The sequence below is a fragment of the Aureimonas altamirensis genome (assembly GCF_023702225.1).
Lineage (GTDB): Bacteria > Pseudomonadota > Alphaproteobacteria > Rhizobiales > Rhizobiaceae > Aureimonas > Aureimonas altamirensis_B.
In genome coordinates this window covers 1-21,595 of sequence record NZ_JAMQCO010000013.1, presented here as the reverse complement: position 1 = coordinate 21,595, position 21,595 = coordinate 1, and the positions used below count along the sequence as shown (strand labels likewise).

Below are 21,595 nucleotides of genomic sequence, written 5' to 3'. Positions count from 1 at the left end.
GAACGGGATTTCATGTTCGACACCCTCGATATGAACAACACACTCCTGATCGTTGCTTTCGTCGCGTTCGTTCTCGTGGCGGCTGTCGAGCTGTTCGGACGGCAACGCAAGACTCACGCCTCATTGGAACGGCGAGTATTTCTTACGCTGGCTGAACTCAACCTGTTGACGATCCTGCGAAACCATTTCCCGCGCCATCATGTGAACTGTCAGATTGCGATGGGCGCTCTCCTGAAGCCAACGCGCGGACTGGACCGGAAAGCCTTGCATGCGGTTCAGAACAGGATCAGTCAGAAGGTCGTCGATTTCGTCGTGATCGATCCGGAGACAGGCTGTGTCGAGACGATTATCGAGTTCGACGATGCGTCCCACGACGTCCGCAAGGACGCCGATCGAGACCGGCTCCTTTCGAAAGGGCACTATCGGATCGTTCGGATACCATCGAAGCCGCAGCCGACACCGGACAACGTGGCGGCGCGACTTGCGACTTCGAGCGCGACGGCCTGATGTCGCGGCCGAAGCCGGGGCCGTTAGGCCCCGGCGCCCCGCGTCAGCGGGGCTTCTTGCTGCTCCATTCCGCGCCGATCTCGACCTTGGCGAAGAGCGGGACGGAGAGGGTCAGCTTGACCGTGAAGCGGCCGTTCTTAGCGAGGGGCTTGATGAGCTTGCCAACGTAAGAGCGGATGCGGCGGCCAGTGCGGGCGAGAAACTTGAAGGTGGTTTTCATCGGTAGCTCCTTTGAGGTGTCTGCGTCGTTCGCAGGTCAAAGGTGCCCCTCGGCGTTGAGCGGCGTTGCACCCGCAGGGCCGGAGCGCAGCGGAGGACGTTTGGCAGGGGGAATTTTGGAGCGGCGCAGCCGCGGCCGCGAGGAGCCCGCTTGCGGGCGGGGAAAATTCTCCCTGCCAAACGTTGCAGCGACGCGGCCGAGGGGCATTCTGACCTGTGAATGAACGACGCTGACGCCTCAAAGGGGCGGTGAGAGCCGCCGGTCTCGCCCGCACTGGCCGCCGCATTCGCTCGCTGGCAGGGTCGCACCGATGAGGCCGCTTCGCGGTCAAGCTGACCCTTGGGCCTCCGGACAAGGGGGATGACATGGAGCAGCAAAAAGCCCCGCTGACGCGGGGCGATCAAACGCCGTGCGCCTGGCGCACGTCCTCATCTGCAAGCGCAGCGCGCGAGGCCCCCACGGGGCCGGAAGGCTCCACATGGAGCGTCGCCATGCCGGCTCGATGCCGGCATGGCGGCTGAACGCCTCCGGTGGGGGCTGGTGGCGCTCACGATTTGCGAGCGCCACCCATGGTTCAGGCCGCAAGCTTCTGCGGCTCCCCCTCCCCTTCCCCCTCGGCCTCGCCGGGTGCGACATATCCGGGCTGCAAGCTGTGAAGGAACGTCGCCGCCTTCTCGGCCATCGATGCGGCGGGCGCGCGCCCGCCTCGACCTGGGCCACGATCTTGTCGGTGACGCGCTGATAGACGTCGATGCGGGGGGTGTCCGATGCGGGACGACGCGCGGGTTTGCGAGCCATGGCTGTTGCCTCCTATCGCCAGTGGGCGAGGCCCCCGGCGTTCGTGCCGGTGAATGTCTGCCCTGACATTCACCGGAGCGAAGGGAGGGGGGCGAAGACCCCCGAGTGGCCGGGTTCGGGGCTGTCTATGGGGTCGGCAGCGGGTAAAATCGGAAGGTTCGCGGCCCTGGCCGTGAAAGCCGATTTTGTTCGATGAGGCGTGAGCCGATCCGACGCGCGGGACGCGCGCTTGCCCCTAGACAGGCACGGGCGCGGGCGCTTGGGCGATCAACAGACAGGGGTAAGGCGACGAGCGGACCGCTCGTCGACCGGTCAGATGTCGCGCCCAAGGCGTGCCCTGCCCTCTTCCCGCGACGGAGCGTTCCGCGCAGGGTTTCAGGGGTCGCGTGTCGTTCCACGCAACAGGAGCGCGACCGTCGCGCCCGGTGCGATCTGGACGGATGCCGGCAGCGGTGTCGGACTTACCCACAGGCTCGACCTCTCTACGGCGCTATGGGAAGCGCGTTCGGTCTCGCCTGCGCTCCCGCGAGGGCGCGGGGCGGTCCTTCGGACTGGATAAGTCCAAGGTCGGCGCCGGGGTCTCGGCGCCGCTCGAAATGTGAACCCGTCGCCTACGCAGCGCGGCGCGAGAACAGCGAGGCCAAGAAGCCTTGCCGAACGGGCGGTGCCGAAGGCGTCACCGGCGACGGTGGCGGCAGGAGGCCCGCGACCCGTTCGGCCTGTTGCGCCCAGCGGTCGCGATCGGCCTCGGCCGCCTCGCGGCGCGCCTTCTCGCCGGCGATCAGTTCACGCAGCGCCTCGATCTGCGCGGTGAGGATGCGGATCTCGCTCTCGCGTTCGATGCGTTCCGCAAGGGTCTCGCCTCGTTCCGCGTGACCGTCGTCGTGACCGTCGTCATTGTCCGGCTCGGGGGTCCGCTCGAGTCTCGCCGCATCCAGCTCGTAAACGCGGCCAAGCTCGGCGGGGTCGATGGCATAACCGCCATCGTCCTTGCGCATGGCACTCAAGCGCCCTGCTGTGATCGCGCGCGAAATGGTCGTCTTGCCGACACCGGCGAGCTTGGCTGCCTGTCCAAGGGAAAGTGTCGTCATGGCCTGTAACCCCTGCGGTTCGTTGGGGGTCGCGTCCCGTTCCATGGAACAGGCGAGCGACCGTCCCGACAGGGTTACACAGCATGGTTAAGAGGGCCTTAACCTTTCTCCTGCTGACGAACCGGCGCGGGTGGTCCTTCCAGCGGGTTCGGTCCAAGCTCTCCCCTCGACAACGGCGAGGAGGCTTTGTGAATGCTCGATTTCCTGCGCAGGCTTTTCGGCCAGGACACGTCCGCCGGCGGCTATAAGCCGGTGGACCGATCCGACGCGACCAGGCGCATCGCGCTTTGGGCGAAGGGTGGATTCCACACCGAAGATGCGGCCTTCGAGGCGCTGCGCGAGGAGTATCTAGAGCCCGACACGATCAGCCCCGACGATGCGCGCTGGATCGGCGCGGAGGTTTCGCGCGTCTTCGCTGACAAGCGCGAGGAGGAGGCCGCATGGCCTCCCGCAACGGATTTCGACCGGTTGTCGCGCGCCTTCGACGAGCTGGAAGCGTCCGGCATTCTCGCCCTGCACTGTCCCGGCAACACCCGGTCAGAGGGCGTGACCGAAGCTTACGAACTCCACCGGCAGCGACAGGACGCCGGCGAGCCATCGCGCGGCTTTGTGTTTTATCACGCGCAGGACGTGGACAAGGCTGTTGAGGGCGAGGGCATCTACCTTGCATTCGGCAGTTTCACGGAGGAGGCGGGCGTGCCTCTGACGGTTGCGCGCGAGACGGTCGCGACCGTCGAGCGGAACGGGCTGCGACCCCAATGGAACGGTGACGCCCATACGCGGATCCTCGTACCGCTTGACTGGCAGAAGCGTTCTCCGGTCGATGCGTGATCGAGGCGACGGGTGGGCGGGGAATGTGAGGGGCGGGGCGCGGGGCGCCCCTCATGGTCCAGGCGGCGCGCTCGAAGCGCGGTGACTGGACCCCTCGGCCGCGATCCGGCAGACGCGGAAAAGGGGCCTTGCGGCCCCTTCCTGCTGTCGTCGTGTTCAGGCGGTCTCCTGCGAGCGCGCCCATACGTCCGGTCGCCATCGCTGAATCAGGGTCCTGATGTCGCGCTCGTACTCGTCGGGATAGACCGGGCTCGGGGCGCGAGCGACGAAGGCGAAGACCGTCATCATGTCCTCGGCAATCGCCTCGTCGACGTTGCCCGCGTCGATCGGGTTGAAGCCGCCAAGGTCAGTGGCGTTCCACCATGCGAGCAGGAAGTCGGCCGCGCGTCGGGCCTGTCCGGTGTCGCTCTTCGCCAGTTCGATCAGCCGTTCCACGGCGGCGCGCTCTTGCGGTGTCATGGGGTCTGTCTCCTTGGCCGGTTGCGGCTCGATCCGGTCATCCCGCCTTCGCAAGGGTCTGGTCGGTCGGGTTGGCGGCAAGCGTCAGGCCCATCGCCTTCATGAGTTTGAGGATAGTCGCCAGTTCCGGATTGCCGTTCTCGCCAAGCGAGCGATAGAGGCTTTCCCGGTTCAGGTTCGCGGCTTCCGCGATGTCCTTCATTCCTATGGATCGCGCGACGGCTCCGAGCGCCTTGCGGATGATAACGGGGTCGCCATCCTCGAATGCGGCCGTGATGAAGCTCGCGCGATCCTCGGCCGTTTCGAGGAAGTCGGCGGGGTCGTATTCTTTGAGGTCGCTGACCTTCACCATGTTCCGTCCTCCAACTCTGCGGCCAATGCCTTGGCCTTGCGAATGTCGCTCTGCTGGCTGCCCTTGTCGCCGCCGCAAAGCATGATGACGACGACGTTTCCGCGCCGGGTGTAGTAGACCCGGTAGCCGGGGCCGAAGGCGAAGCGCAGTTCCGACACGCCGTCTCCGACACTCTTGTGATCCCCAAAGTTTCCTTCCTGGACATGCGAAAGGCGCGTCAGGATGCGGCTGCGGGACTGCCGGTCCCGAAGGTCCGACAGCCATTTCTCGAATACTGGATGCAAAACGAGCTTCATGGCATAGTGTAGCCTATAGGCGACACGACGGCAACGCCGTCGCGTGAAGGCGGCGGCGTTGCGCGCAAGGCGCGACCGCCTGTCAAAGGGCCGCGCTCCAGTCGGACGGGTTGCCCCACACGACGCCCTGACGGTCGGGTTGGATCTCGACCGCAACGGGTGTTGTGAAGGGCGGGGCGACGAAGGCGCTGGCGACGGGGTTGCCGTTTTGGTCCACCACGATCTGACGCAGTTCCACGGTGGCGCGGCTGACGATGCGGGTGATCTGGAAGAAGTCCTCGCGGGTGTCGTTCGGGCTGCGCTTGGCGGTCATGATGGTTCCAACGTCGAGGGAAAGGCTAAGGGCTTCGGTCATCGGCGGGGACTCCTTCATCGCCTGTGGGCGAGGCCCCGGCGTTCGTGCCGGTGAATGACCTCCTGTCATTCACCGGAGCGAAGGGAGGGGGGTGAAGACCCCCGAGTGCCGGGTCCGGGACTGTCACGGGGTCGGCGACGGCGAAAATCGGAAGGTTCGCGGCCTCGGCCGTGAAAGCCGATTTTCTCCGGCGAGGCCGAAGGCCGATCCGACGCGCGGGACGCGCGCTTGCCCCTTGACCGTTCCGGGCGCGGGCGCTTGGGCGATCTACGGACCGGCAAGAAGCCGACGAGCGGTCAGCTCGTCGACCGTTCAAATGTCGCGCCCGTAGCGCGTCCTGCTTGTCTACGCGACGGGGCGTTCCGCTCGGGGTTTCAGGGGTCGCGTGTCGTTCCGCGCAACAGGAGCGCGACCGTCGCGGGCAGTGCGAGCGGCGGCGGCGGACTGGATAAGTCCAAGGTCGGCGCCGAGAGAAACAGAGGGTTTCGCCGGGTTGCGTGGGGGTCGCGTCCCGTTCCGCGCGACCGATCGACGACGGTTCCAGGGGTTACGGTGTGAAAGGCGAGGATACGGCCTCGAATGCGTCCGCAAGCGCCAAGAGGTCCGCGTCGTCAGAGCGTGCGAACTCTACGTAGATCCGCAAAGTCGCGGACGCCTCCCGCGCGAGATTGCGGGAAGCGTCGGATGGAGCGACGGCACGAAGAGCCTCGAGGAGGTTGCGAAAGGCTTGAGCGTCCAGACGATCCGTTGCGTTGAGCCTGACGACGGACAGGCGGTGCAGATCGGTGAGGGATTTGTCGGCCGTCACTCGAAATCGACGACGCTTTTTCTCGACGCGAACCGCTCTTTGATGACCGCAATCATCCGGTCGCAGTCATTCGGCAAGGCCGCTCGCTTCTGCCCGTCGGCACCGATCTCGAAGAGGGAATTCAAATACACGACGTAAGCGACCTCGCCCGGGTCGGATGGCAACAAACCCTCGCCGTGCGCTTCGAAGCGGCGCGGCCCGTCCTCGATCGATATCATTCCTCGGCTGATGTTCGTGACGATCATCCGCCACCGTCCCGCGTCTCGACGCGCGTGACCAGTCATGCAGGGTCTGTCGCTTCGTAGTTTCGGAGGAAGATTTCCGGCACAGCGACGGGATCTACACGACCGCGGACGAGGCCCCAGGAGATGTGCCGTTCGGCGACCACGAGATCAGCGAGAGCGAGTTCGAAAGCGCGGAGGAGATCCGCGTCGGCGAGATCGAGGTAGCGCTTCGCCAAACCAGCGAGTTCGTCAGGCTCAACCGTGTTCATGAGCCTAGTTCGTGCGCGAGAGGTGCTATCTGAGAACGATTTGGACTGACGCAGCTTAGAGCGTACCCCGCAGGCCCGGGACGTTGGACAGAACTGACCCAGATATCGAAAATCTTACCCATCTACACACCACATCTTGTGTCTTGGCGACCAAATCACCATATATGTGCCTCTAAAAGCTGGAGGCATGAAATGGCATACCTCACCTTCTTCCCCGTCGGGAACGGCGATATGGCGTTGATTCAGCTCGACAACGGCCAGAATGTCCTAATCGATATCAACATTCGGGCGGCAGCCGACAACCCGGACGATAGCACGTACGACGTCGCGAAGGATCTGAAGGACCGCCTACCTCGTGATGAGAAGGGCAGGCTCTATGTCGACGCGTTTCTTGTCTCCCACCCTGATGCAGACCACGTCACCGGCTTGAGCACGCATTTTCATCTCGGCTCTCCCGACGATTTCCCCGTTGGGAACAAGAACCTAATTCTGATCCGTGAAATGTGGTCGTCACCGATCGTGTTTCGTCGGGCCAGCACGCAGCATCAGCTTTGCGAGGAAGCCAAGGCGTGGGCTTCTGAGGCTCGTCGGAGGGTTCGACGGTTTCGCGAGGATGGACTGGCGACGGAGAATGGAGATCGCATCCTTATCCTCGGCAAAGATAAGGACGGAAAAACCGACGATCTGGGCGATATCCTGATCGAATGCAAAGAGCTCATCACGAAGGTCAACCGCGTGCAGTCGGGTGAACTAGAGGGACGGCTCCTTGCCCCAATTTTTTTCGAGGACGAGGACGATCCCCTCCTCGACGAGATCGAGAAGAACAACTCCTCCGTCATCACGCGCTTTTCGATCTCAGCCGACGGCTACAAAGGAAAGTGTCTCTTTCTATCCGGAGGCGATGCTGGCGTTGCGATCTGGAAGCGACTTTGGGAACGCCATTCGGAAGATGGAACGACCGATTGGCTCCAGTATGACATCATGGAAACGCCGCATCATTGTTCATGGCGGACGTTGAGCTTCGACCGCTGGTCTCAGCTCGGTGAGGCAGTCAAGGTTTGCCCGGAGGCTCGAGACGCGCTTGGGCAGGGCCGAGAGGGCTCCGTCATCGTGGCGAGTTGCAAACCCATCAAAAAGGACGATGCGAACCCGCCGCATGAGCGGGCCAAACGCGAATACCTTTCCATGGTTGGCGAGGATACGGATCGCTTTCTATGCACGGAAGAGGTGCGCGATAAGGAAGACAGACCTGTGGAGTTCAAGATTAGCCACAGGGGTACGCAGCGCACCTTGAAGCTCGCGGCCACGATCGGCGCATCAGCGGCCGGGGTTAGCGCGGTTTCAACGACTGCACGCGGACATGGGTGAGAAATGTCTGCGGCGGACCTGCAGCGGCACGCTGAACATTTCCAGCGTGTCGTAACCGGTCACCCTCAGTGTCTTGCTGCGGGTATTGAAGACATCGGTGATCTGAGCGCACGTTTGTACGTCGACGTCGATGTCGAGATGACGCTTATCGAACGGGCGCGTGGCGTCAGTTCGAATGGGGTGCTCAAAGTCGAGCGGGTCTGGGTCGTTCTGACGAACGCCTATCCTTGGCGAGAACCGACGTTCCGCTTCCGGCGAGACTTCCCTAGGAATCTTCCGCACCTGTATCCTGGATCTGCAGACGATGAGCCTGCACCCTGTCTCGTCGACGGAGCTGCGGGAGAATACTTCAACCAGTTCGGCATGCTCGAGTTGGGGATCGTCTATCTATTTGATCAGCTAGCCGTTTGGCTCGCTCGTGCCGCCGAAGGCACGTTGATGAATGAGGCTCAAGGGTGGGAGCCCACCATTCGCTACCAGGCTAGCGGCGCCCTTATCGCGGAGACGGATTATGTCCGGCAACGTGTTGGCAAGGACGCCGGGTGGACCGCCTTGAAGACTGGGTTCTATCGCTTTGGTCGGCAGGATGCCGTTCTCGGCCCTGACGTGGAAGTTTTTTTTGATGTCGAGAATGAGCCGACGGCGCTTTTTGCGGCGACGAAGAAGCGACCTGTTCAGTTGTGGTCGCCTTCTCCTGAACGGTCATACGGTAAAACAGTTGTCGGCATTTTCTGGAGCGGCCGACAGCCTGATGGTCAGCCCCTCGTGGCTTCCGAGTTCCTCCCGGAAACAATCACTTCCATCGCCGATTTGACAGCTCGAGCCGACCAATTGGGGTTTCGAAGCCAGTTTCGATCGTTCGTTGATGGTCTCGAGCGAATGTTGGCGGACCAGAGCTGCGACTATCCCATTCCAATCGGCATCGTCTTTTGCGCCCGTCGGCCATTTGATTTGATGGATCGGCGGACGCCCATCGAACTTCTGCCGTATGCCATCGAAGTCCGTCCCACAGTTGGGCGCTCGACCTTGTTCGACGGCGAGGATGGCCTTCATTCAGCGCCGATACGATGCTTGGAGAAGACGTCGCCCGCTCTTCTGAGAGAAGTGGCCAACGAGCCCGAGCGGGCTGCGACCGCCTTGATCGGTTGCGGCAGTGTGGGATCGAAGATTGCGCTGCACCTTGCGAGAGCCGGAATTCCGGTCTCGGCTGTGACCGACAAGAGCAACCTTCTACCGCACAACATGGCTCGATATGGACCCGTTGCAGGACCGCTCCCTCAGCCGAAGGCTGACGTGGTAGCCGAGAACCTTCGAAACCTTGGTCAGTCGCCTTCAGTCTATCGCGGCGACATTCTTGTCGGTCTCGCGGACGACAGCATTTGGAAGGAAGTTGCGCCCCGTCATGCTGAGACGGTGATCAATTCCACCGCATCTCTTCTCGTACGTGAAGCACTCAGCCTTACATCCCTCGAACACTTTCCCCCGCGAGTTTCTGAAGTCGCGCTTTTTGGACGTGGCGAGGGGTGCTTCGTCCTTTACGAAGGGCAGGGGCGAAACCCGAACCTCGTCGATCTGATGGCCGTGCTTACAGGAGCGGCAGCACCTCATGAGAGTGCTTTGCTGTTCGACGAAGAGCATGGCCTTGCGCAGGTTCAGATTGGTCAAGGTTGTGGATCTTTGACGATGCCTATGTCGGATGCTCGTTTGTCATCGATGACAGCGATCGCGACAGAGGAAATTCTAGATCGATGGGAAGAGCGTGAGGGTGGGGGTCACGTCGCGATTTGCGTTCGGGATCGCACGACGTCAAACCTCACCTGGCGGCGATTGGCCGTTCCACCCTTGATTGAGATACCGGTCACGGGGGCAGACTGGAGAGTTCGGGTGACGGTTGAAGTAATCGACCGCATTCGAGCCGAAGCTGCGGCCTACACGGATGTGGAGACTGGCGGCTTTCTCATCGGGAGCTGCAGTGCTCGCATGAGAACGATCACCGTGGTCGATACCTTACCCGCGCCCCCTGACAGCACGAGAAGCGCGACGAAGTTCGTTCTGGGAACCGAGGGGGCCCAAGCCGCCATTCGAGACAGACACCAACGCAGTGGCGGCGGCCTGCTCGATATAGGCACATGGCACAGCCATCTCGTGGACGTTGGACCTTCAAACCTTGATCGCGACACAGCGCGACAGTTAGCGGATGAAAGGGCTCCTCCCGCCATCCTCCTGATCGTCACGCCAACGGATTTCCATTGCATCATGGGAACGGAAGAGGGAGCGAATGGAATTCCTTGACGCATACTCGATTCGAGCCCGTCTCTTCCCTGCGATCCTGACGATCGCCCCGGCGGTGGCTCTTGCGCTGCTCGCCACGAACTGGACTGACCCGGGCCTTTCCGAAATCGTCTCTACGGCCGGGATCGCTGTTCTTTTCTTTGCTGCGGCAGATCTAGCTCGCCGCATGGGTAGACGGCGAGAGCGTCAGCTTTTCGCTGAGACAGGTGGAAAGCCCTACAACACTGAGCTTTGTCATGACAATTCTACGCTCGTCAAAGGCATGCGCGACCGCTACCGCGCTTTCATCGCTAATAAAATAAATCAAACGCCTCTATCGGAAGACGACGAAAGGCAGAACCCACAACTTTCACGCGATTTCTATGATGAGTGTTTCTTCTGGCTGCGGGAGAACACACGCGATACGGAGCGTTTCAAGCTACTGTTCCACGAGAACGTCAGCTATGGGTTTAGACGCAATCTACTCGGGCTAAAACCCGTTGGTATACTCCTTAACATACTTGTGTTCGCGTTGGCTGCCGCCATCGTTTGGCTTGAGCCCGGGTTTGCCAGCTTGAGTGATGGAAAACTCGTCTTCCTGGCTATTTTCTCACTCATCCACGCCATGTTCTTCATTTTCGGCGTAAGTCAGGCCAGTGTTCTGGATGCATCTAAGACATACGCACGGCAGCTCGCCCTCAGTACCGAGACGCTGATAAGCTCTGAAAACAAGGCAGGCTGACGCTCCCTAATTTGCGGTTTGCGAAGCACCTTGAGCGCGCTGTTCCCGTGTAAGCTTCGCGAGAAGGGTCCGACTGCATCCGGTTGCGCTCATGATCTGGTTCCATGTCCGCCCATCTTGGAGCATGGCCGCGATAGCCGCATTGCGCGACAAGTTCGCGGGGCGGCCCTTGTAGAGCCCAGCGGCCTTCGCTCGGGCAGTACCCTCCAACTGGCGCCGGCGACGATCCTCATAGTCCTTGCGCGCGACGGCCGCGAGGACATCGAGCATCATGTTGTTCACTGCCGAAAACATCCGGCTTGTGAACTCGTCCTCCGGCGCAGCCAAGTTCCAAGACGTCGGCAGATCAAGCGCGACTATGCGGACCTGCTTGGCGTCGATCTCAGCCCGCAGCTTCATCCAATCGGGGGAGGTGAGGCGGGATAGACGATCGACCTGTTCCACGAGAAGGACGTCGCCGGGCTCGCAGTCGGCAAGGAGACGAAACAGCTCAGGCCGGTGCAGCTTCGCGCCGCTCTCGTTCTCGACGTAGCGGGCCGCGATGCGCAAACCTCGCTCGGCCGCGAAGGCGTCGAGCGCTCCACGAGCTCGTGACGCGTCCTGCTGCGAGGTGGACGCTCGAAGGTAGGCGCGCACGAACATGGCTTGATCCGTTTTGGATGGTCTCTTTGCGTTCAGTCCTTTTTACGCGGTTAAAGCGCACTTATGTGAACGGTCGAGATGAATAGCGGGAATCTGGTCACGATAAGTGTCGTGCCGCCGGTTCGGCGGATTAGTCTCGGACCGACCCTGCGGACCCTCACGGGGGGGTCAGCACACAGAGATGTACGCCAAGGGATCGCAAACGCCGTTGAAGCAGAGCGTCCGCTAATGGCGAGGTGGGTGGATAGTGGAAAGGCCGCTTTTCGACGAGGACGTTAATAAGCAGACGTCTCAGCCGGCTTGATGGCGGTGGTCCTGTCGCAACAGCTGTAAGGTGCCGAGCGCTCCGATCGAGAGAACCGCGAGAAACAGCATTGTGGCATTGGCTCCGGCTAAAGCAAGGATCGCTGCGCCTATCGTCGGTGCGAGCGCTTGCGCGATCTGCGCCGGACGCGCCAGCCGGCCCATGACGGCGGCGTAGGTCTCGGGGCCGAACAGGGCCAACGGCACCGTACCTCGGGCGATGGACAGGATGCCGTTACCTGCACCGTAGAAGACCATCGCGGCGGCGATCGGCAAGAGGTTGAAGGCAAGCGAGCAGATGCCGATCGCCGTCAGCGCCACGGCGGCGCGTAGAGTCCAGAGCGGATGGTGGCGACCGCGTCCGGCCATCTCCAGGATACGGGCGCCAACTTGCGAGGGCCCGACCATCGCACCGAAGGCGACGGCAGCAGCGAGCGTCTCGCCGCGGGCTTGAAGGAGCGTCAGGAGGTGCACGGACACGAGCCCGAAGATCGTGCTACACAGGACGAACAGCGCGATCAGGAGGAGGAAGGCGCGACGCTCCTCCGGCGAAGGAGGGATCTGTTCCTTGGAACGCGCTTGCTGGATGCCGGTCGACACGGTCGATGGCACGAACAAAAGGACCAAGGGAAGCGAGACGCAGACGTGGAGCGCGGTGTAGGCGAGGCAGGTTCCGCGCCATCCCAGATGTTCGACCATAAAGGCCGAGAGTGGCCAGCAGACCGTGCTGGCGAACCCGCCCCAGAGGGTCAGCGTCGTGATGGCGGACCGGGCATCGGCCCCGTAGAGGCGGCCGAGGGTGGCGAATGCAGGATCGTAGAGGCCCATGCCCATCCCGAACCCGATGACGACCCAGCCGGCAAGGAACGTTGGCAGGTTTGGCGACAGGCCGAGGATTACAAGGCCGAGCGCTAGCAGAACGGCTCCGAATGCCAGCACCGGACGTCCGCCCTTCGCCGCGATGGTCGCCCCGACAATCGGAGAAGCGGCGGCCGAAACGAGAAGCCCGACGCTGATGCCGCCGACGACCCATGGGAGGGGCCATCCAGTCTCCTGCGAGATCGGGACCGCCAGCACGGCAGGAAGATAGACCGAGGATCCCCAGGCCAGTATTTCGAAGACGCCGAGCGCCGAGATGACCTGCCAGCGCGATCTCACGACACGACCGGAAGCCAGATCCAGAGCGCGACCAACGCGGCCAGGAGGACCGGAGGGGTTAGGACGAGGCCGACCTTCATGTATTGGCCCCAGGTGATTGTCTGCCCCTTGCCAGCCAGCACATGGAGCCAGAGAAGGGTCGCAAGCGAGCCGATCGGCGTGAACTTCGGCCCGAGATCGTTGCCGACGACGTTGGCGTAGACCATCAGCTCCTGCGTCAGCGGATCGAGGGCGGCACGGTCGATGGCGAGCGCTCCGACGAGGGTCGCGGGCATGTTGTTCATGACAGAGGCGAGCACGGCCACGACGAAGCCCGTCCCGACCGTTGCAACGAACGTGCCCTGTTGCGCGAGCCAGACGAGCGCTGCGGCGGCAATGTCGGTGAGCCCCGCGTTCCCGAGGCCGTAGACCACGAGATACATGCCGATCGAGAACAGCACGATCTGCCAGGGCGCCTCACGCAGCACCTTGGCGAGCGGTACGACCGCGCCGCGACCGGCAGAGAACCAGCGTCCGGCAATCGCCATAAGAATGAGGGCGGCCGCCCCGGTGACGAACGCGATCGGGACGCCCAGCGGACCTGTTACGAAATAGGCGACCAGCAGGAGCCCGAGAAGCGGGAATGCCGCCAGGAAGACGGCGTGGTCGCGGATGGCACGGCGTGGCTCCTCCAGTTCTTCGGTGCGGTAGTTCGTGGGAATGTCCCTGCGGAACCAGAGCCAGAGAACGAGAAGCGTCGCGGCGAGCGAGACGAGGTTCACAGGAACCATGATTGCGGCGTAGCGGCCGAAGGAGATGCCGAAGAAGTTCGCCGTGACGATGTTCACGAGGTTCGACACCACGAGTGGCAAGCTTGTCGTGTCGGCGACGAAGCCGCAGGCGACGACGAAGGCGAGCGCCCCGGCGGGCGGGAAGTTCAGTCGTAAGAGGATCGCAAGCACGATCGGCGTGAGGAGCAGCGCTGCGCCGTCGTTGGCGAAGACGGCGGCGATCGCGGCCCCGAGCGTGACGATCAGCGGGAAGAGCCGGCGTCCGTCGCCGCTGCCCCACCTGGCGACATGGAGCGCGGCCCAGGCGAAGAACCCGGCTTCATCGAGGATGAGCGAGATGACGATGAGCGCGACGAAGGTGAAGGTCGCGTCCCAGACGATGTGCCAGACCGTACCGACGTCCGCCCAGCCGACGACGCCTGTGACGAGGGCGACGCCGGCGCCCGCGAGGGCGGACCAGCCGATGCCGAGGCTCCGGGGCTGCCAGATGACGAGGACGAGGGTGGCGACGAAGATCGCGAGCGCGAGCATGGGAGGTCCGGGGGAGAGAGGGTCAGATGGAGCGCTGGTTCACGCGCTCAGACAGCTTCTCGGAGCTCTCGACGCGCTCGGAGTAGCGGTCCGTCAGGTAGGCGGAGCGGCCGCGCACCAAGTGGGTGAACTTCACCAGTTCCTCGCAGACGTCGACGACCCGGCTGTAGAGGGCGGACGGCTTCATGCGTCCCGCCTCGTCGAACTCGAGGAACGCCTTGGGGACGGAGGACTGGTTCGGGATCGTCACCATCCGCATCCAGCGGCCGAGAATGCGCATCTGGTTCACGGCGTTGAAGCTCTGCGAGCCGCCCGATACCTCCATGACGGCGAGCGTCTTGCCCTGCGTCGGGCGCGTGGCACCGAGCGCCAGCGGAATCCAGTCGATCTGCGCCTTCATGATCCCGGTCATCGCGCCATGACGTTCCGGGCTGACCCAGACCATGCCCTCGGACCAGTCGGCGAGGTCGCGCAGTTCCTTGACCTTCGGGTGGTCGGGCTCCGCTCCGTCGGGGAGTGGTAGGCCCCGTGGGTCGAAGGTGCGAACCTCGCACCCGAACCAGCGGAGAAGGCGCCCGGCCTCCTCCGACAGGAGGCGGGAGAAGGAGCGGTCCCGGATCGAGCCGTAGAGGACCAGGATGCGCGGCGGGTGCGACGCCTCGCCGGACGCGGTCAGCGCAGCCATGTCGATTGGCTGGAGTTGATCGAGATCAACATTCGGCATGTCGATGGACGATACGGTCACGATACAGATCCCGCCGCCTTGACCATCTCGCCGTCCTCCTTGGTGAAGGTCGCGACGGGGTTGTCCAACAGGGCCAAGACCGCCTCCGATGGACGGCAGAGCGCGGCCCCCTTGTGCGTCACGACGATCGGGCGGTTGATCAGGATCGGGTGGGCCACCATCGCGTCCATTAGGATGTCGTCGGAAAGGGTCGGATCGTCGAGCCCGAGCTCGGCGTAAGGGGTGCCCTTCTCGCGCAGGAGCTCACGCGGCTTCATGCCTATGGCACCGAGAAGTTCGACCAACCGGTCGCGGCTCGGCGGCGTCTTCAGGTACTCGATGACTTCCGGCTCCTCGCCGGACTGGCGGATCATCTCCAGAGTGTTGCGAGAGGTTCCACAGGCTGGATTGTGGTAGATCGTGACGGTCATCGGCATTCCCTACGCGACGTCCGAGCGAGGCGACGAGGCACCCTCAAGATGGCCGATCTCTCGAAGCTTGGCGGTCAGGCTGGTCCGCTCGATGCTCTCAACGGGCAAGGCCGTGAAGGCGAGAATGCGGTTCCTCAGGTAGGACAGGGCACGCTCGAAGGCGGCGCGGCGCCACATCTCGGACCCCGCCACGGCGGCCGGGTCCTCAATGCCCCAGTGTCCGGTCATCGGCTGGCCGGGCCAGGCGGGGCAGCTCTCGCCGGCGGCCTGGTCGCAGACCGTGAAGACGAAATCCATCTTGGGCGCGCCGGGCACCGCGAACTCGTCCCACGACTTCGACCGAAGCCCGTCCGTCAGATAGCCCTCATCCCGGAGGACCTCGATCGCCAAGGGGTTCACCTGCCCGTTCGGGTGGCTCCCGGCTGAGAAGGCGGCGAAGCGACCGACGCCTTCCTTGCGCAAAACGCTCTCGGCGAGGATCGAGCGGGCCGAGTTGCCCGTGCAGAGGAACAGGACGTTGAAGGGCTGGGCAGTCATCGGAAGGTCTCCGGGGCGCAGGTGGCGATGAAGTCTCCGAGGTCGCCGCAGATTTCCGGGTTCCCGGAGCAGCAATCCTCGGTGAGGAAGGCAAGGAGCTGGCGCATGTCGTCGTAGCTCGCGGCGTAGAGGATGCGACGCCCGTCCCGCCACGAGCGCAAGAGCTTCGAGCGCTCCAGCGTCGCGAGATGAAAGCTCATGCGCGTCGGCGGGATCGACAGGGCGTCGGCGATCTCGCCGGACGCCATGCCGTTCGGACCCGCGCGGACGAGCATCCGGAAGGCCGCTAGGCGGTCGGCGTGAGCAAGGGCGGAAAGGGCGGCAACGGCTGCATCATCGTTCATAAATGCAACGTTGCAAATATGATTGCAATGTTCAAGTGGCTTTGAGGCTAGCGTCCGTGTCCGGAGAGGCCTCCAGGGTGGGTCGGCTCATGCCTGGGATTAGACTGGCACTGCGGACCCTCTCGGGCATCACTTGTGCTTCTAGACCTGTCTGGGCAGATCGAAGCCTTTCCCTTTATGCGGTCGTCGCGGCCTCCCCGGCTGCACGAACGTAGGCGTAGAGCGTCGGTTTGGAGATGCCGAGCATCGAGCAGATCTTGGCGATCGGCATTTTGTTCTCGTGGTAGAGCCTGATAGCCAGATCGCGCTTGTCTTTGTTGAGCGCCGTGGGCCGCCCGCCTTTCTTGCCGCGAGCGCGCGCCGCCGCGAGACCGGCCTGGGTCCGCTCGCGGATCAAGTTGCGCTCGAACTCCGCCAGAGCACCGAACAGGTGGAAGGTGAGCTTGCCCGAGGTGGTCGTCGTATCGATCGCCTCGTGGAGGCTGAGCAGCCCGATCTTCCGTTCTTCGAGGTAGGTCATCCAGCCAATGAGATCGCGCAGAGATCGACCGAGGCGATCAAGCCGCCATAAGACCAGGGTGTCACCGGCGCGGAGCTGCTCCTTAACCTTCTCGAGACCAGGCCTGGCGGCCGTTGCGCCGGACGCCTTGTCGGTTATAACTTTCTCACACCCGGCAGCCAACAAGGCGTCCTTCTGAAAATCGAGATTCTGCTCGATCGTCGAGACGCGCGCGTATCCAATTTTCATCATGAGCGGGTGTTGTGGCTCCGGCACGCTGATTTTGGCAGGGAAGTCGTCATCGGCAGGAGTATGTTGCCCTAGTTTTCTTTACCGAATAGATTTACCTGCGACAGGTCGGTTTTGCAACGCGATCGGACTGAACATGGCGTTAGGCAAACAAATCTCCGTTTTCCTTACTCACGCTCTGAGCGCTCCGCGATGACACATCCGGCGCTCGCTCCGCCGCTGGCGATCGAGCGCTACCGTATCCTCGAGCCACATCTGGCCGATGGCGTCCCCCTCGCGGACCTCGCACGCGCCGGCACGGTGAGCGATCGGACTCTGCAGCGTTGGCTCGGGCGTTACCGAGCTGAAGGGCTTGCCGGCCTCGCAAGCCTTCCACGGGGCGACCGGGGTAGGCTGCATCTGCCGGACCATCTGGTCAGGCTTGCTCGCGATCGTGCCATCAAGCGTCCACGTCCACCGGTCGCTGCCATCCACCGGAAAATGCAGGAACTCGCCGTTGCCGAAGGGCACAGGGCACCAAGCTATTCGTCCGTCGCGCGTATTGTCAGGACGATCCCGGTGAGCCAGATCACGGTGGCCTCCGATCCAGCCGCCTACCGCGACGAGCACGAGCTGGTGCATCGGCGCGAAGCCTCGGCCGCCAACGAGATGTGGCAGGCGGACCATACCATTCTCGACATACTTGTCCTTGATGACGCCGTAAGCCCGGTGCGCCCCTGGCTGACTGTCGTACTTGACGATCACAGCCGGGCCATCGCCGGTTATTTCATCAGCCTCGATGCGCCGAGCGCCCTCAACACGGCGCTGGCGTTGCGGCAAGCAATCTGGCGCAAGCTAAACCCCGAGTGGATCGTCAGCGGAATCCCCGAACAGCTCTACGTCGACAACGGCTCGGATTTCGTTTCCGAGCATATCGAGCAGGCGTGCATCGTCCTGAAGATTCGCCTCATTCATTCGCTCCCGGGCCGTCCTCGCGGGCGCGGCAAGATCGAGCGCCTGTTCCGCACCATCAACGACATGTTCTTGCCAGACCTGCCTGGGCACCTGATCGCGGGCAAAGCCCTGTCGGCGCCAGCACTCACGCTCGACGAGCTGCGGGTCCGGTTCGAGACGTTCGTGTGCGAGGTCTATCATCGCCGCCCACATGGCAGCACCAGGGAACCCCCGATCGCGCGATGGCAGAAAGGCGGGTTCCTGCCCGCCATGCCTGACAGCCTCGAACAACTCGACATGTTGCTCGTGCATGTGCCGAAGCCACGCAAGGTGCTGCGCGACGGCATCCGCCTGATGGGCAGACGCTACGTCGAGCCGACGCTCGCCGCCTTCGTCGGTGAGCAGGTCGAGGCGGTCTATGATCCCCGCGACCTGACCGAGATCCATGTCTACCACCAAGGCCGGTTTGTCTGCCGTGCGCTCAGCCCCGAGCACGCGGGTAGTCCGTCGCTGCGCGCGATCCAGCAGGCGCGGCGCGGCGTGAAGGAGCGCGACAAACAGGCGCTTGCCAGGACGGAGGTTCCCGATGGCGACCAAGAGAGTACGACTTCCCGCCCCACAACCGTCCGAGGACTCCGGCTCTACGCCGCTGACGATTGAATTCCCCGTCGAGCAGCCGTTCCTGAAGACGCGCGAACATGCTCGATTTGTCGAGTTCGCCGAGGCTTGCTCACACTACCGCTACATCGGCGTGTGCCATGGTCGGCCAGGGGTGGGAAAGACACGATCGGCGCGCGAGTTCTCCAGCTTTCCCGACTTACGGGATTACGGTGCGTGCAACGCGATTGCTGCACCCTTCGGCGAGAAGATCGCACGCTGCAAGGCGATTTTCTATACGGTCCGCGTCAGCAACACGCCCAAGACGCTCAACACAGAGCTCGGCACGAGCCTAACAAAATTGGGATTTGCGCGGGTGACCATAGCTGCCGGCTCATTGGACGACGTGACCTTCGACACGGCCTGCATCGCCTGTCCGCTCGTCATCGTTGATGAAGCCGATCGCTTGTCCATCAAGTCGCTCGAGCATCTTCGCGATTTATCCGACCGGCAGGGCTTCGGCCTCATCCTCATGGGAATGCCGGGCCTGGAGAAACGGCTTTCCCGCTACGCCCAGATCTACTCGCGGATCGGCTTTGTCCACGAGTTCAAGCCGCTCACCGAAACCGAGATGCGCCTCTTGCTGACGACGCACGCCGGCGACTTCGGGATCACTTTTGATCCGACCCAGCTCGAAGGGATCGAGGCGCAAGCGGCAGTGATTCGGATTACGCGCGGCAACTTCCGGCTGATGGAGCGCCTGTTCGCGAAGATGAGGCGGATCATGACCCTCAACTGCGTTGAGGAGGTATCCGCCGACGTCGTTCAGGCTGCGCGTGACTGCCTCGTGATCGGACCTGGCAACTGACAAATACCGCGATCAGGATGCCGCCGTTTATCGTGGCGTTTCACAGCACTTACAAGACCAGGGTTGGACCGGTCTTCAAAAGGCATACCCAAAACGAACCCGTCCGATAGACGCCTGGTAGTGAGAATTTTGACCGGACCACTCAAACGGACACTCGGCCCGTGGTGCAGGCGCGGTGGAACGACGGCTCGGCTACGCATTGCGCATTCGTCCGTTGAGCGAACGTCATCGGACCGACGCTGTGTCAGGCGGACAAGCGGTTTCCCCGCATCGCCTGCGAGTTGTGTTAGCTTAGAATCGACGGCGATATTGGAAGGAGAACGTAGGCTTGGACATCACCACGTTTCTGGTCGTGATCCTGGCCGCATTCCTCCATTCGAGCTGGAACCTCTTCGTCAAGAAGGGGCGCGACCAGTTCCGCTCCCTCTCGCTGATGGCGGCGACGTCGGGCGTGATCTGCCTGCTCGCCCTTCCGTTCGCGCCGCCCCTTGATCCTGCCGCGTGGTGGTTTCTGGCGGCCTCCGCACCCTTGCACGCCGGATACCGGATCTTCCTCTCGGCAGGATACCGCTATGGGGACATGAGCCAAGTCTACCCGATCGCGCGCGGGGCGATCCCGCTCTTTGTCCTCCCGCTCTCCCTGATCTTCGTGAACGCCGACGTCTCCGGGGTTCAGATCGGTGCGGTTCTGACGATCGCGCTGGGCATCATGGGCCTGACGTTCGTCCGCGGGATCCCGACGAACTACCACGCCGTCGGCTTCGCCCTCGTGACGGCAGCGTTCGTCGCGTGTTTCACCCTGCTCGATGCCGAAGGCGCGGCGCTGGGCGGACAGGCGATCACCTACATCCTGTGGGTCTTTCTCCTCGAAGGGCTGTTGATGCTTCTCGCCGGGCTGGTGGCCGGTCCCCGGGCGTTTCTCGCCTACACGGCCGAGAACTGGAAGATCTGCACCGCGAGCGGCTTCGTCATGTCGCTCGCGCACGCCCTCATCATCTGGGCTCTCTCGCGCAGCGAAGTGGCCCTCGTCTCCGCCCTTCGAGAGGTCAGCGTCGTGATGACGATGATCTTCGGCTCCCTCGTTCTCCGCGAACGGCTCGGCCTTCAGAAGGCGGCTTGCACGATTCTGGTCCTGTTCGGAATCGCCGCCATAGCGCTCAACTGACAAGGGGCTTCGAGGCGTCCGTTAGACGATCGTCATCGGACGCAAGGCGGATCGTGGAGGCTACGGATGCGGGAAAGGGATACCGTGCCGCTCAGAGAGCGCAGCAAGGATCATATCTTTGCCCTCCGCGAAGAGGCGTCCCTTGAAGCTTCCGGTCGCTAGGCTGTCACTGGCGCCTTCAGCGAAGATAAGCACGGGAAGCGACTGATTTTCGGCCCCGATCAGTTCAACGACCTCATTTCTTGGCCGCGGCCATTTGACCCTCAGCACGTCGATCTTTTCCGTGAGCTTGGGAAAGCTCGCGATTACCCCTTCCATCAATGCGCAATGCCAGCAGTAGAACCACATGCCTGGAAAGGCTGGATCGATGAAATCGGGTTTGAGGATGACAAGCGTGTCGCGTTTCATTTGAGCCTCCGACACTTCAATGCGTAGCACAGGCCGCTGCCGAGAAGGACCGGGAAGGGTGGTTGCGGACCGTCCGCTTCCGGCTATCTTCCCGCGGAAGCGGACAATGGCATGGGTCTGCATGTAACGCGTATCCCGCTTAAGCCCGTTCAGAAGGTGAGATCATGCATCGGTATTACCATCTCACCACTCATCCGGCGCTTCACCCCCCTGAAATGGTACATGCTAAGGACTACGACGCCGCACGGGATGCGATGCGGGAAAACAAGCCTTATCCACGAGCCTTTAGCGCCGACGAGTTTGCGCCTGACTCGCTTTGCTTCACCGACTTCATCAAGGTCGATGCGGCCATTCCCATGGTCTCGAAGCGGTTTCGCGACGCCATGCTGGGCGCCAACATGGACGATTTCCTCTTCTACGAGACGATCGTCATGTACGGCCCTGAAAACCTGATGAACTGGATCGGCGACGACGTGGGTGGCCTCTACTGCGCGACCTACCGGCACGTCGTGGACGTGATCGACGACATCGACCCGGTGCGCTTCTGGCCGCACCTGAAGCGGTTCAAGGCGGAAAACTTCGTGGTCACCCGTCCGCTGCCCGAGGGGGCGATGGTCGCGGTGGACCGCGAGCGCCCCTACATGCCGATCTGCACGGAAGGCTTCAAAACGTGGTGCGAGGAGCAAAAGCTGAACGTCGGCTTCTTCGAGCTGCCGACCTTCGTCGCGGACGCGCCAAGCTGACGGCTCGTGATGTGTCCGCTTCTGGATCGCAGGGGTCGGCCTCCGAAGGACTTAGATGGGTCGTTACAGGACGAAGCGGCCCAGCTCGTTGGCTGGAAACGT

Annotated in this window: 28 protein-coding genes; 10 read left to right on the top strand and 18 right to left on the bottom strand. The window is 62.8% G+C overall.

Features of this window, described 5'->3' with window-relative positions; all coding sequences use genetic code 11:
* Positions 1 to 12: 12 nt before the first annotated feature.
* A complete protein-coding gene (locus NDN16_RS18400) occupies positions 13 to 507 on the top strand; it encodes a DUF2726 domain-containing protein (protein ID WP_251114920.1) in 495 nt (164 codons plus the stop codon).
* 43 nt (positions 508 to 550) lie between these two features.
* Here the strand turns inward: NDN16_RS18400 and NDN16_RS18395 are convergent, their stop codons facing one another.
* Entirely contained in the window at positions 551 to 727 is a 177-nt protein-coding gene (locus NDN16_RS18395; RefSeq protein WP_251114919.1) for a trans-acting factor B, read from the bottom strand.
* A 478-nt stretch (positions 728 to 1,205) separates the two neighbouring features.
* Between NDN16_RS18395 and NDN16_RS18390 the strand changes: the two genes are divergently transcribed.
* Positions 1,206 to 1,469 carry a hypothetical protein gene (locus tag NDN16_RS18390; RefSeq protein WP_251114918.1) on the top strand — a complete coding sequence of 88 codons (264 nt, stop codon included), beginning with the start codon at positions 1,206 to 1,208 and terminating at the stop codon, positions 1,467 to 1,469.
* Between the two features lie 667 nt (positions 1,470 to 2,136).
* Here NDN16_RS18390 and NDN16_RS18385 read toward each other — a convergent pair.
* Positions 2,137 to 2,616, bottom strand: coding sequence for a hypothetical protein (locus NDN16_RS18385; RefSeq protein WP_251114917.1), 480 nt, complete (start codon positions 2,614 to 2,616; stop codon positions 2,137 to 2,139).
* A 192-nt stretch (positions 2,617 to 2,808) separates the two neighbouring features.
* Here NDN16_RS18385 and NDN16_RS18380 point away from each other — a divergent pair, with 192 nt between their 5' ends.
* Entirely contained in the window at positions 2,809 to 3,447 is a 639-nt protein-coding gene (locus NDN16_RS18380; RefSeq protein ID WP_251114916.1) for a DUF6891 domain-containing protein, read from the top strand.
* A 156-nt stretch (positions 3,448 to 3,603) separates the two neighbouring features.
* On the opposite strand, the gene NDN16_RS18375 is transcribed toward NDN16_RS18380, so the two are convergent.
* From NDN16_RS18375 to NDN16_RS18345, 7 genes are all read right to left on the bottom strand, one after another.
* On the bottom strand, positions 3,604 to 3,906 hold the full coding sequence (locus NDN16_RS18375; protein ID WP_251114915.1) for a DUF7673 family protein: 303 nt from the start codon (positions 3,904 to 3,906) through the stop codon (positions 3,604 to 3,606).
* A gap of 37 nt (positions 3,907 to 3,943) precedes the next feature.
* Positions 3,944 to 4,258 carry an addiction module antidote protein gene (locus NDN16_RS18370; RefSeq protein ID WP_251114914.1) on the bottom strand — a complete coding sequence of 105 codons (315 nt, stop codon included), beginning with the start codon at positions 4,256 to 4,258 and terminating at the stop codon, positions 3,944 to 3,946.
* Positions 4,252 to 4,554, bottom strand: a complete 303-nt coding sequence (locus NDN16_RS18365) for a type II toxin-antitoxin system RelE/ParE family toxin (RefSeq protein ID WP_251114913.1) — start codon at positions 4,552 to 4,554, stop codon at positions 4,252 to 4,254. The genes NDN16_RS18370 and NDN16_RS18365 overlap by 7 nt, the downstream gene beginning before the upstream one ends.
* Positions 4,555 to 4,636: 82 nt before the next feature.
* Complete coding sequence (locus tag NDN16_RS18360; RefSeq protein WP_251114912.1) at positions 4,637 to 4,909, bottom strand: hypothetical protein; 273 nt, start codon at positions 4,907 to 4,909, stop codon at positions 4,637 to 4,639.
* Between the two features lie 547 nt (positions 4,910 to 5,456).
* On the bottom strand, positions 5,457 to 5,717 hold the full coding sequence (locus NDN16_RS18355) for a hypothetical protein (RefSeq protein WP_251114911.1): 261 nt from the start codon (positions 5,715 to 5,717) through the stop codon (positions 5,457 to 5,459).
* Positions 5,714 to 5,962, bottom strand: a complete 249-nt coding sequence (locus tag NDN16_RS18350; protein WP_251114910.1) for an Imm74 family immunity protein — start codon at positions 5,960 to 5,962, stop codon at positions 5,714 to 5,716. The genes NDN16_RS18355 and NDN16_RS18350 overlap by 4 nt, the downstream gene beginning before the upstream one ends.
* Before the next feature lie 35 nt (positions 5,963 to 5,997).
* Entirely contained in the window at positions 5,998 to 6,210 is a 213-nt protein-coding gene (locus NDN16_RS18345; protein ID WP_251114909.1) for a hypothetical protein, read from the bottom strand.
* A gap of 192 nt (positions 6,211 to 6,402) precedes the next feature.
* Between NDN16_RS18345 and NDN16_RS18340 the strand changes: the two genes are divergently transcribed.
* The 3 genes from NDN16_RS18340 to NDN16_RS18330 are packed head-to-tail and all read left to right on the top strand — an operon-like array spanning position 6,403 to position 10,591.
* Positions 6,403 to 7,578, top strand: a complete 1,176-nt coding sequence (locus tag NDN16_RS18340) for a metallohydrolase (protein ID WP_251114908.1) — start codon at positions 6,403 to 6,405, stop codon at positions 7,576 to 7,578.
* A gap of 3 nt (positions 7,579 to 7,581) precedes the next feature.
* On the top strand, positions 7,582 to 9,870 hold the full coding sequence (locus tag NDN16_RS18335; RefSeq protein WP_251114907.1) for a Mov34/MPN/PAD-1 family protein: 2,289 nt from the start codon (positions 7,582 to 7,584) through the stop codon (positions 9,868 to 9,870).
* Entirely contained in the window at positions 9,857 to 10,591 is a 735-nt protein-coding gene (locus NDN16_RS18330) for a hypothetical protein (protein WP_251114906.1), read from the top strand. Before NDN16_RS18335 ends, NDN16_RS18330 begins: the two co-directional genes overlap by 14 nt.
* Before the next feature lie 6 nt (positions 10,592 to 10,597).
* Here NDN16_RS18330 and NDN16_RS18325 read toward each other — a convergent pair whose 3' ends face one another.
* The 8 genes from NDN16_RS18325 to NDN16_RS18290 form a co-directional block, all read right to left on the bottom strand.
* A complete protein-coding gene (locus tag NDN16_RS18325; RefSeq protein WP_251114905.1) occupies positions 10,598 to 11,233 on the bottom strand; it encodes a recombinase family protein in 636 nt (211 codons plus the stop codon).
* A 291-nt stretch (positions 11,234 to 11,524) separates the two neighbouring features.
* Positions 11,525 to 12,694 (bottom strand): MFS transporter, encoded by a 1,170-nt coding sequence (locus NDN16_RS18320; protein ID WP_251114904.1) that lies wholly within the window; start codon positions 12,692 to 12,694, stop codon positions 11,525 to 11,527.
* Positions 12,691 to 13,995 carry an arsenic transporter gene (locus tag NDN16_RS18315; RefSeq protein WP_251114903.1) on the bottom strand — a complete coding sequence of 435 codons (1,305 nt, stop codon included), beginning with the start codon at positions 13,993 to 13,995 and terminating at the stop codon, positions 12,691 to 12,693. Before NDN16_RS18315 ends, NDN16_RS18320 begins: the two co-directional genes overlap by 4 nt.
* 22 nt (positions 13,996 to 14,017) lie before the next feature.
* Complete coding sequence (gene arsH / locus NDN16_RS18310; protein ID WP_285292833.1) at positions 14,018 to 14,719, bottom strand: arsenical resistance protein ArsH; 702 nt, start codon at positions 14,717 to 14,719, stop codon at positions 14,018 to 14,020.
* Between the two features lie 17 nt (positions 14,720 to 14,736).
* Positions 14,737 to 15,150, bottom strand: coding sequence for an arsenate reductase (glutaredoxin) (arsC, locus tag NDN16_RS18305; protein ID WP_251114902.1), 414 nt, complete (start codon positions 15,148 to 15,150; stop codon positions 14,737 to 14,739).
* Between the two features lie 9 nt (positions 15,151 to 15,159).
* Entirely contained in the window at positions 15,160 to 15,687 is a 528-nt protein-coding gene (locus NDN16_RS18300; protein WP_251114901.1) for an arsenate reductase ArsC, read from the bottom strand.
* The gene (locus tag NDN16_RS18295) at positions 15,684 to 16,031 is read right to left on the bottom strand and encodes an ArsR/SmtB family transcription factor (RefSeq protein ID WP_251114900.1); all 348 of its coding nucleotides are present in this window, start codon (positions 16,029 to 16,031) and stop codon (positions 15,684 to 15,686) included. Before NDN16_RS18295 ends, NDN16_RS18300 begins: the two co-directional genes overlap by 4 nt.
* A gap of 175 nt (positions 16,032 to 16,206) precedes the next feature.
* Positions 16,207 to 16,782 carry a recombinase family protein gene (locus NDN16_RS18290; RefSeq protein WP_435301128.1) on the bottom strand — a complete coding sequence of 192 codons (576 nt, stop codon included), beginning with the start codon at positions 16,780 to 16,782 and terminating at the stop codon, positions 16,207 to 16,209.
* Positions 16,783 to 16,971: 189 nt separating this feature from the next.
* Between NDN16_RS18290 and NDN16_RS18285 the strand changes: the two genes are divergently transcribed.
* The 3 genes from NDN16_RS18285 (at position 16,972) to NDN16_RS18275 (ending at position 20,342) form a co-directional block, all read left to right on the top strand.
* Complete coding sequence (locus NDN16_RS18285) at positions 16,972 to 18,372, top strand: Mu transposase C-terminal domain-containing protein (protein ID WP_251114899.1); 1,401 nt, start codon at positions 16,972 to 16,974, stop codon at positions 18,370 to 18,372.
* On the top strand, positions 18,299 to 19,177 hold the full coding sequence (locus tag NDN16_RS18280) for an AAA family ATPase (protein ID WP_251114898.1): 879 nt from the start codon (positions 18,299 to 18,301) through the stop codon (positions 19,175 to 19,177). Before NDN16_RS18285 ends, NDN16_RS18280 begins: the two co-directional genes overlap by 74 nt.
* Before the next feature lie 328 nt (positions 19,178 to 19,505).
* A complete protein-coding gene (locus NDN16_RS18275) occupies positions 19,506 to 20,342 on the top strand; it encodes an EamA family transporter (RefSeq protein ID WP_251114897.1) in 837 nt (278 codons plus the stop codon).
* A gap of 60 nt (positions 20,343 to 20,402) precedes the next feature.
* Here NDN16_RS18275 and NDN16_RS18270 read toward each other — a convergent pair whose 3' ends face one another.
* Positions 20,403 to 20,750 carry a DUF3088 domain-containing protein gene (locus NDN16_RS18270; RefSeq protein WP_251114896.1) on the bottom strand — a complete coding sequence of 116 codons (348 nt, stop codon included), beginning with the start codon at positions 20,748 to 20,750 and terminating at the stop codon, positions 20,403 to 20,405.
* 215 nt (positions 20,751 to 20,965) lie between these two features.
* Here NDN16_RS18270 and NDN16_RS18265 point away from each other — a divergent pair, with 215 nt between their 5' ends.
* Positions 20,966 to 21,493, top strand: coding sequence for a hypothetical protein (locus tag NDN16_RS18265; protein WP_251114895.1), 528 nt, complete (start codon positions 20,966 to 20,968; stop codon positions 21,491 to 21,493).
* The last annotated feature ends 102 nt before the right edge of the window (positions 21,494 to 21,595 follow it).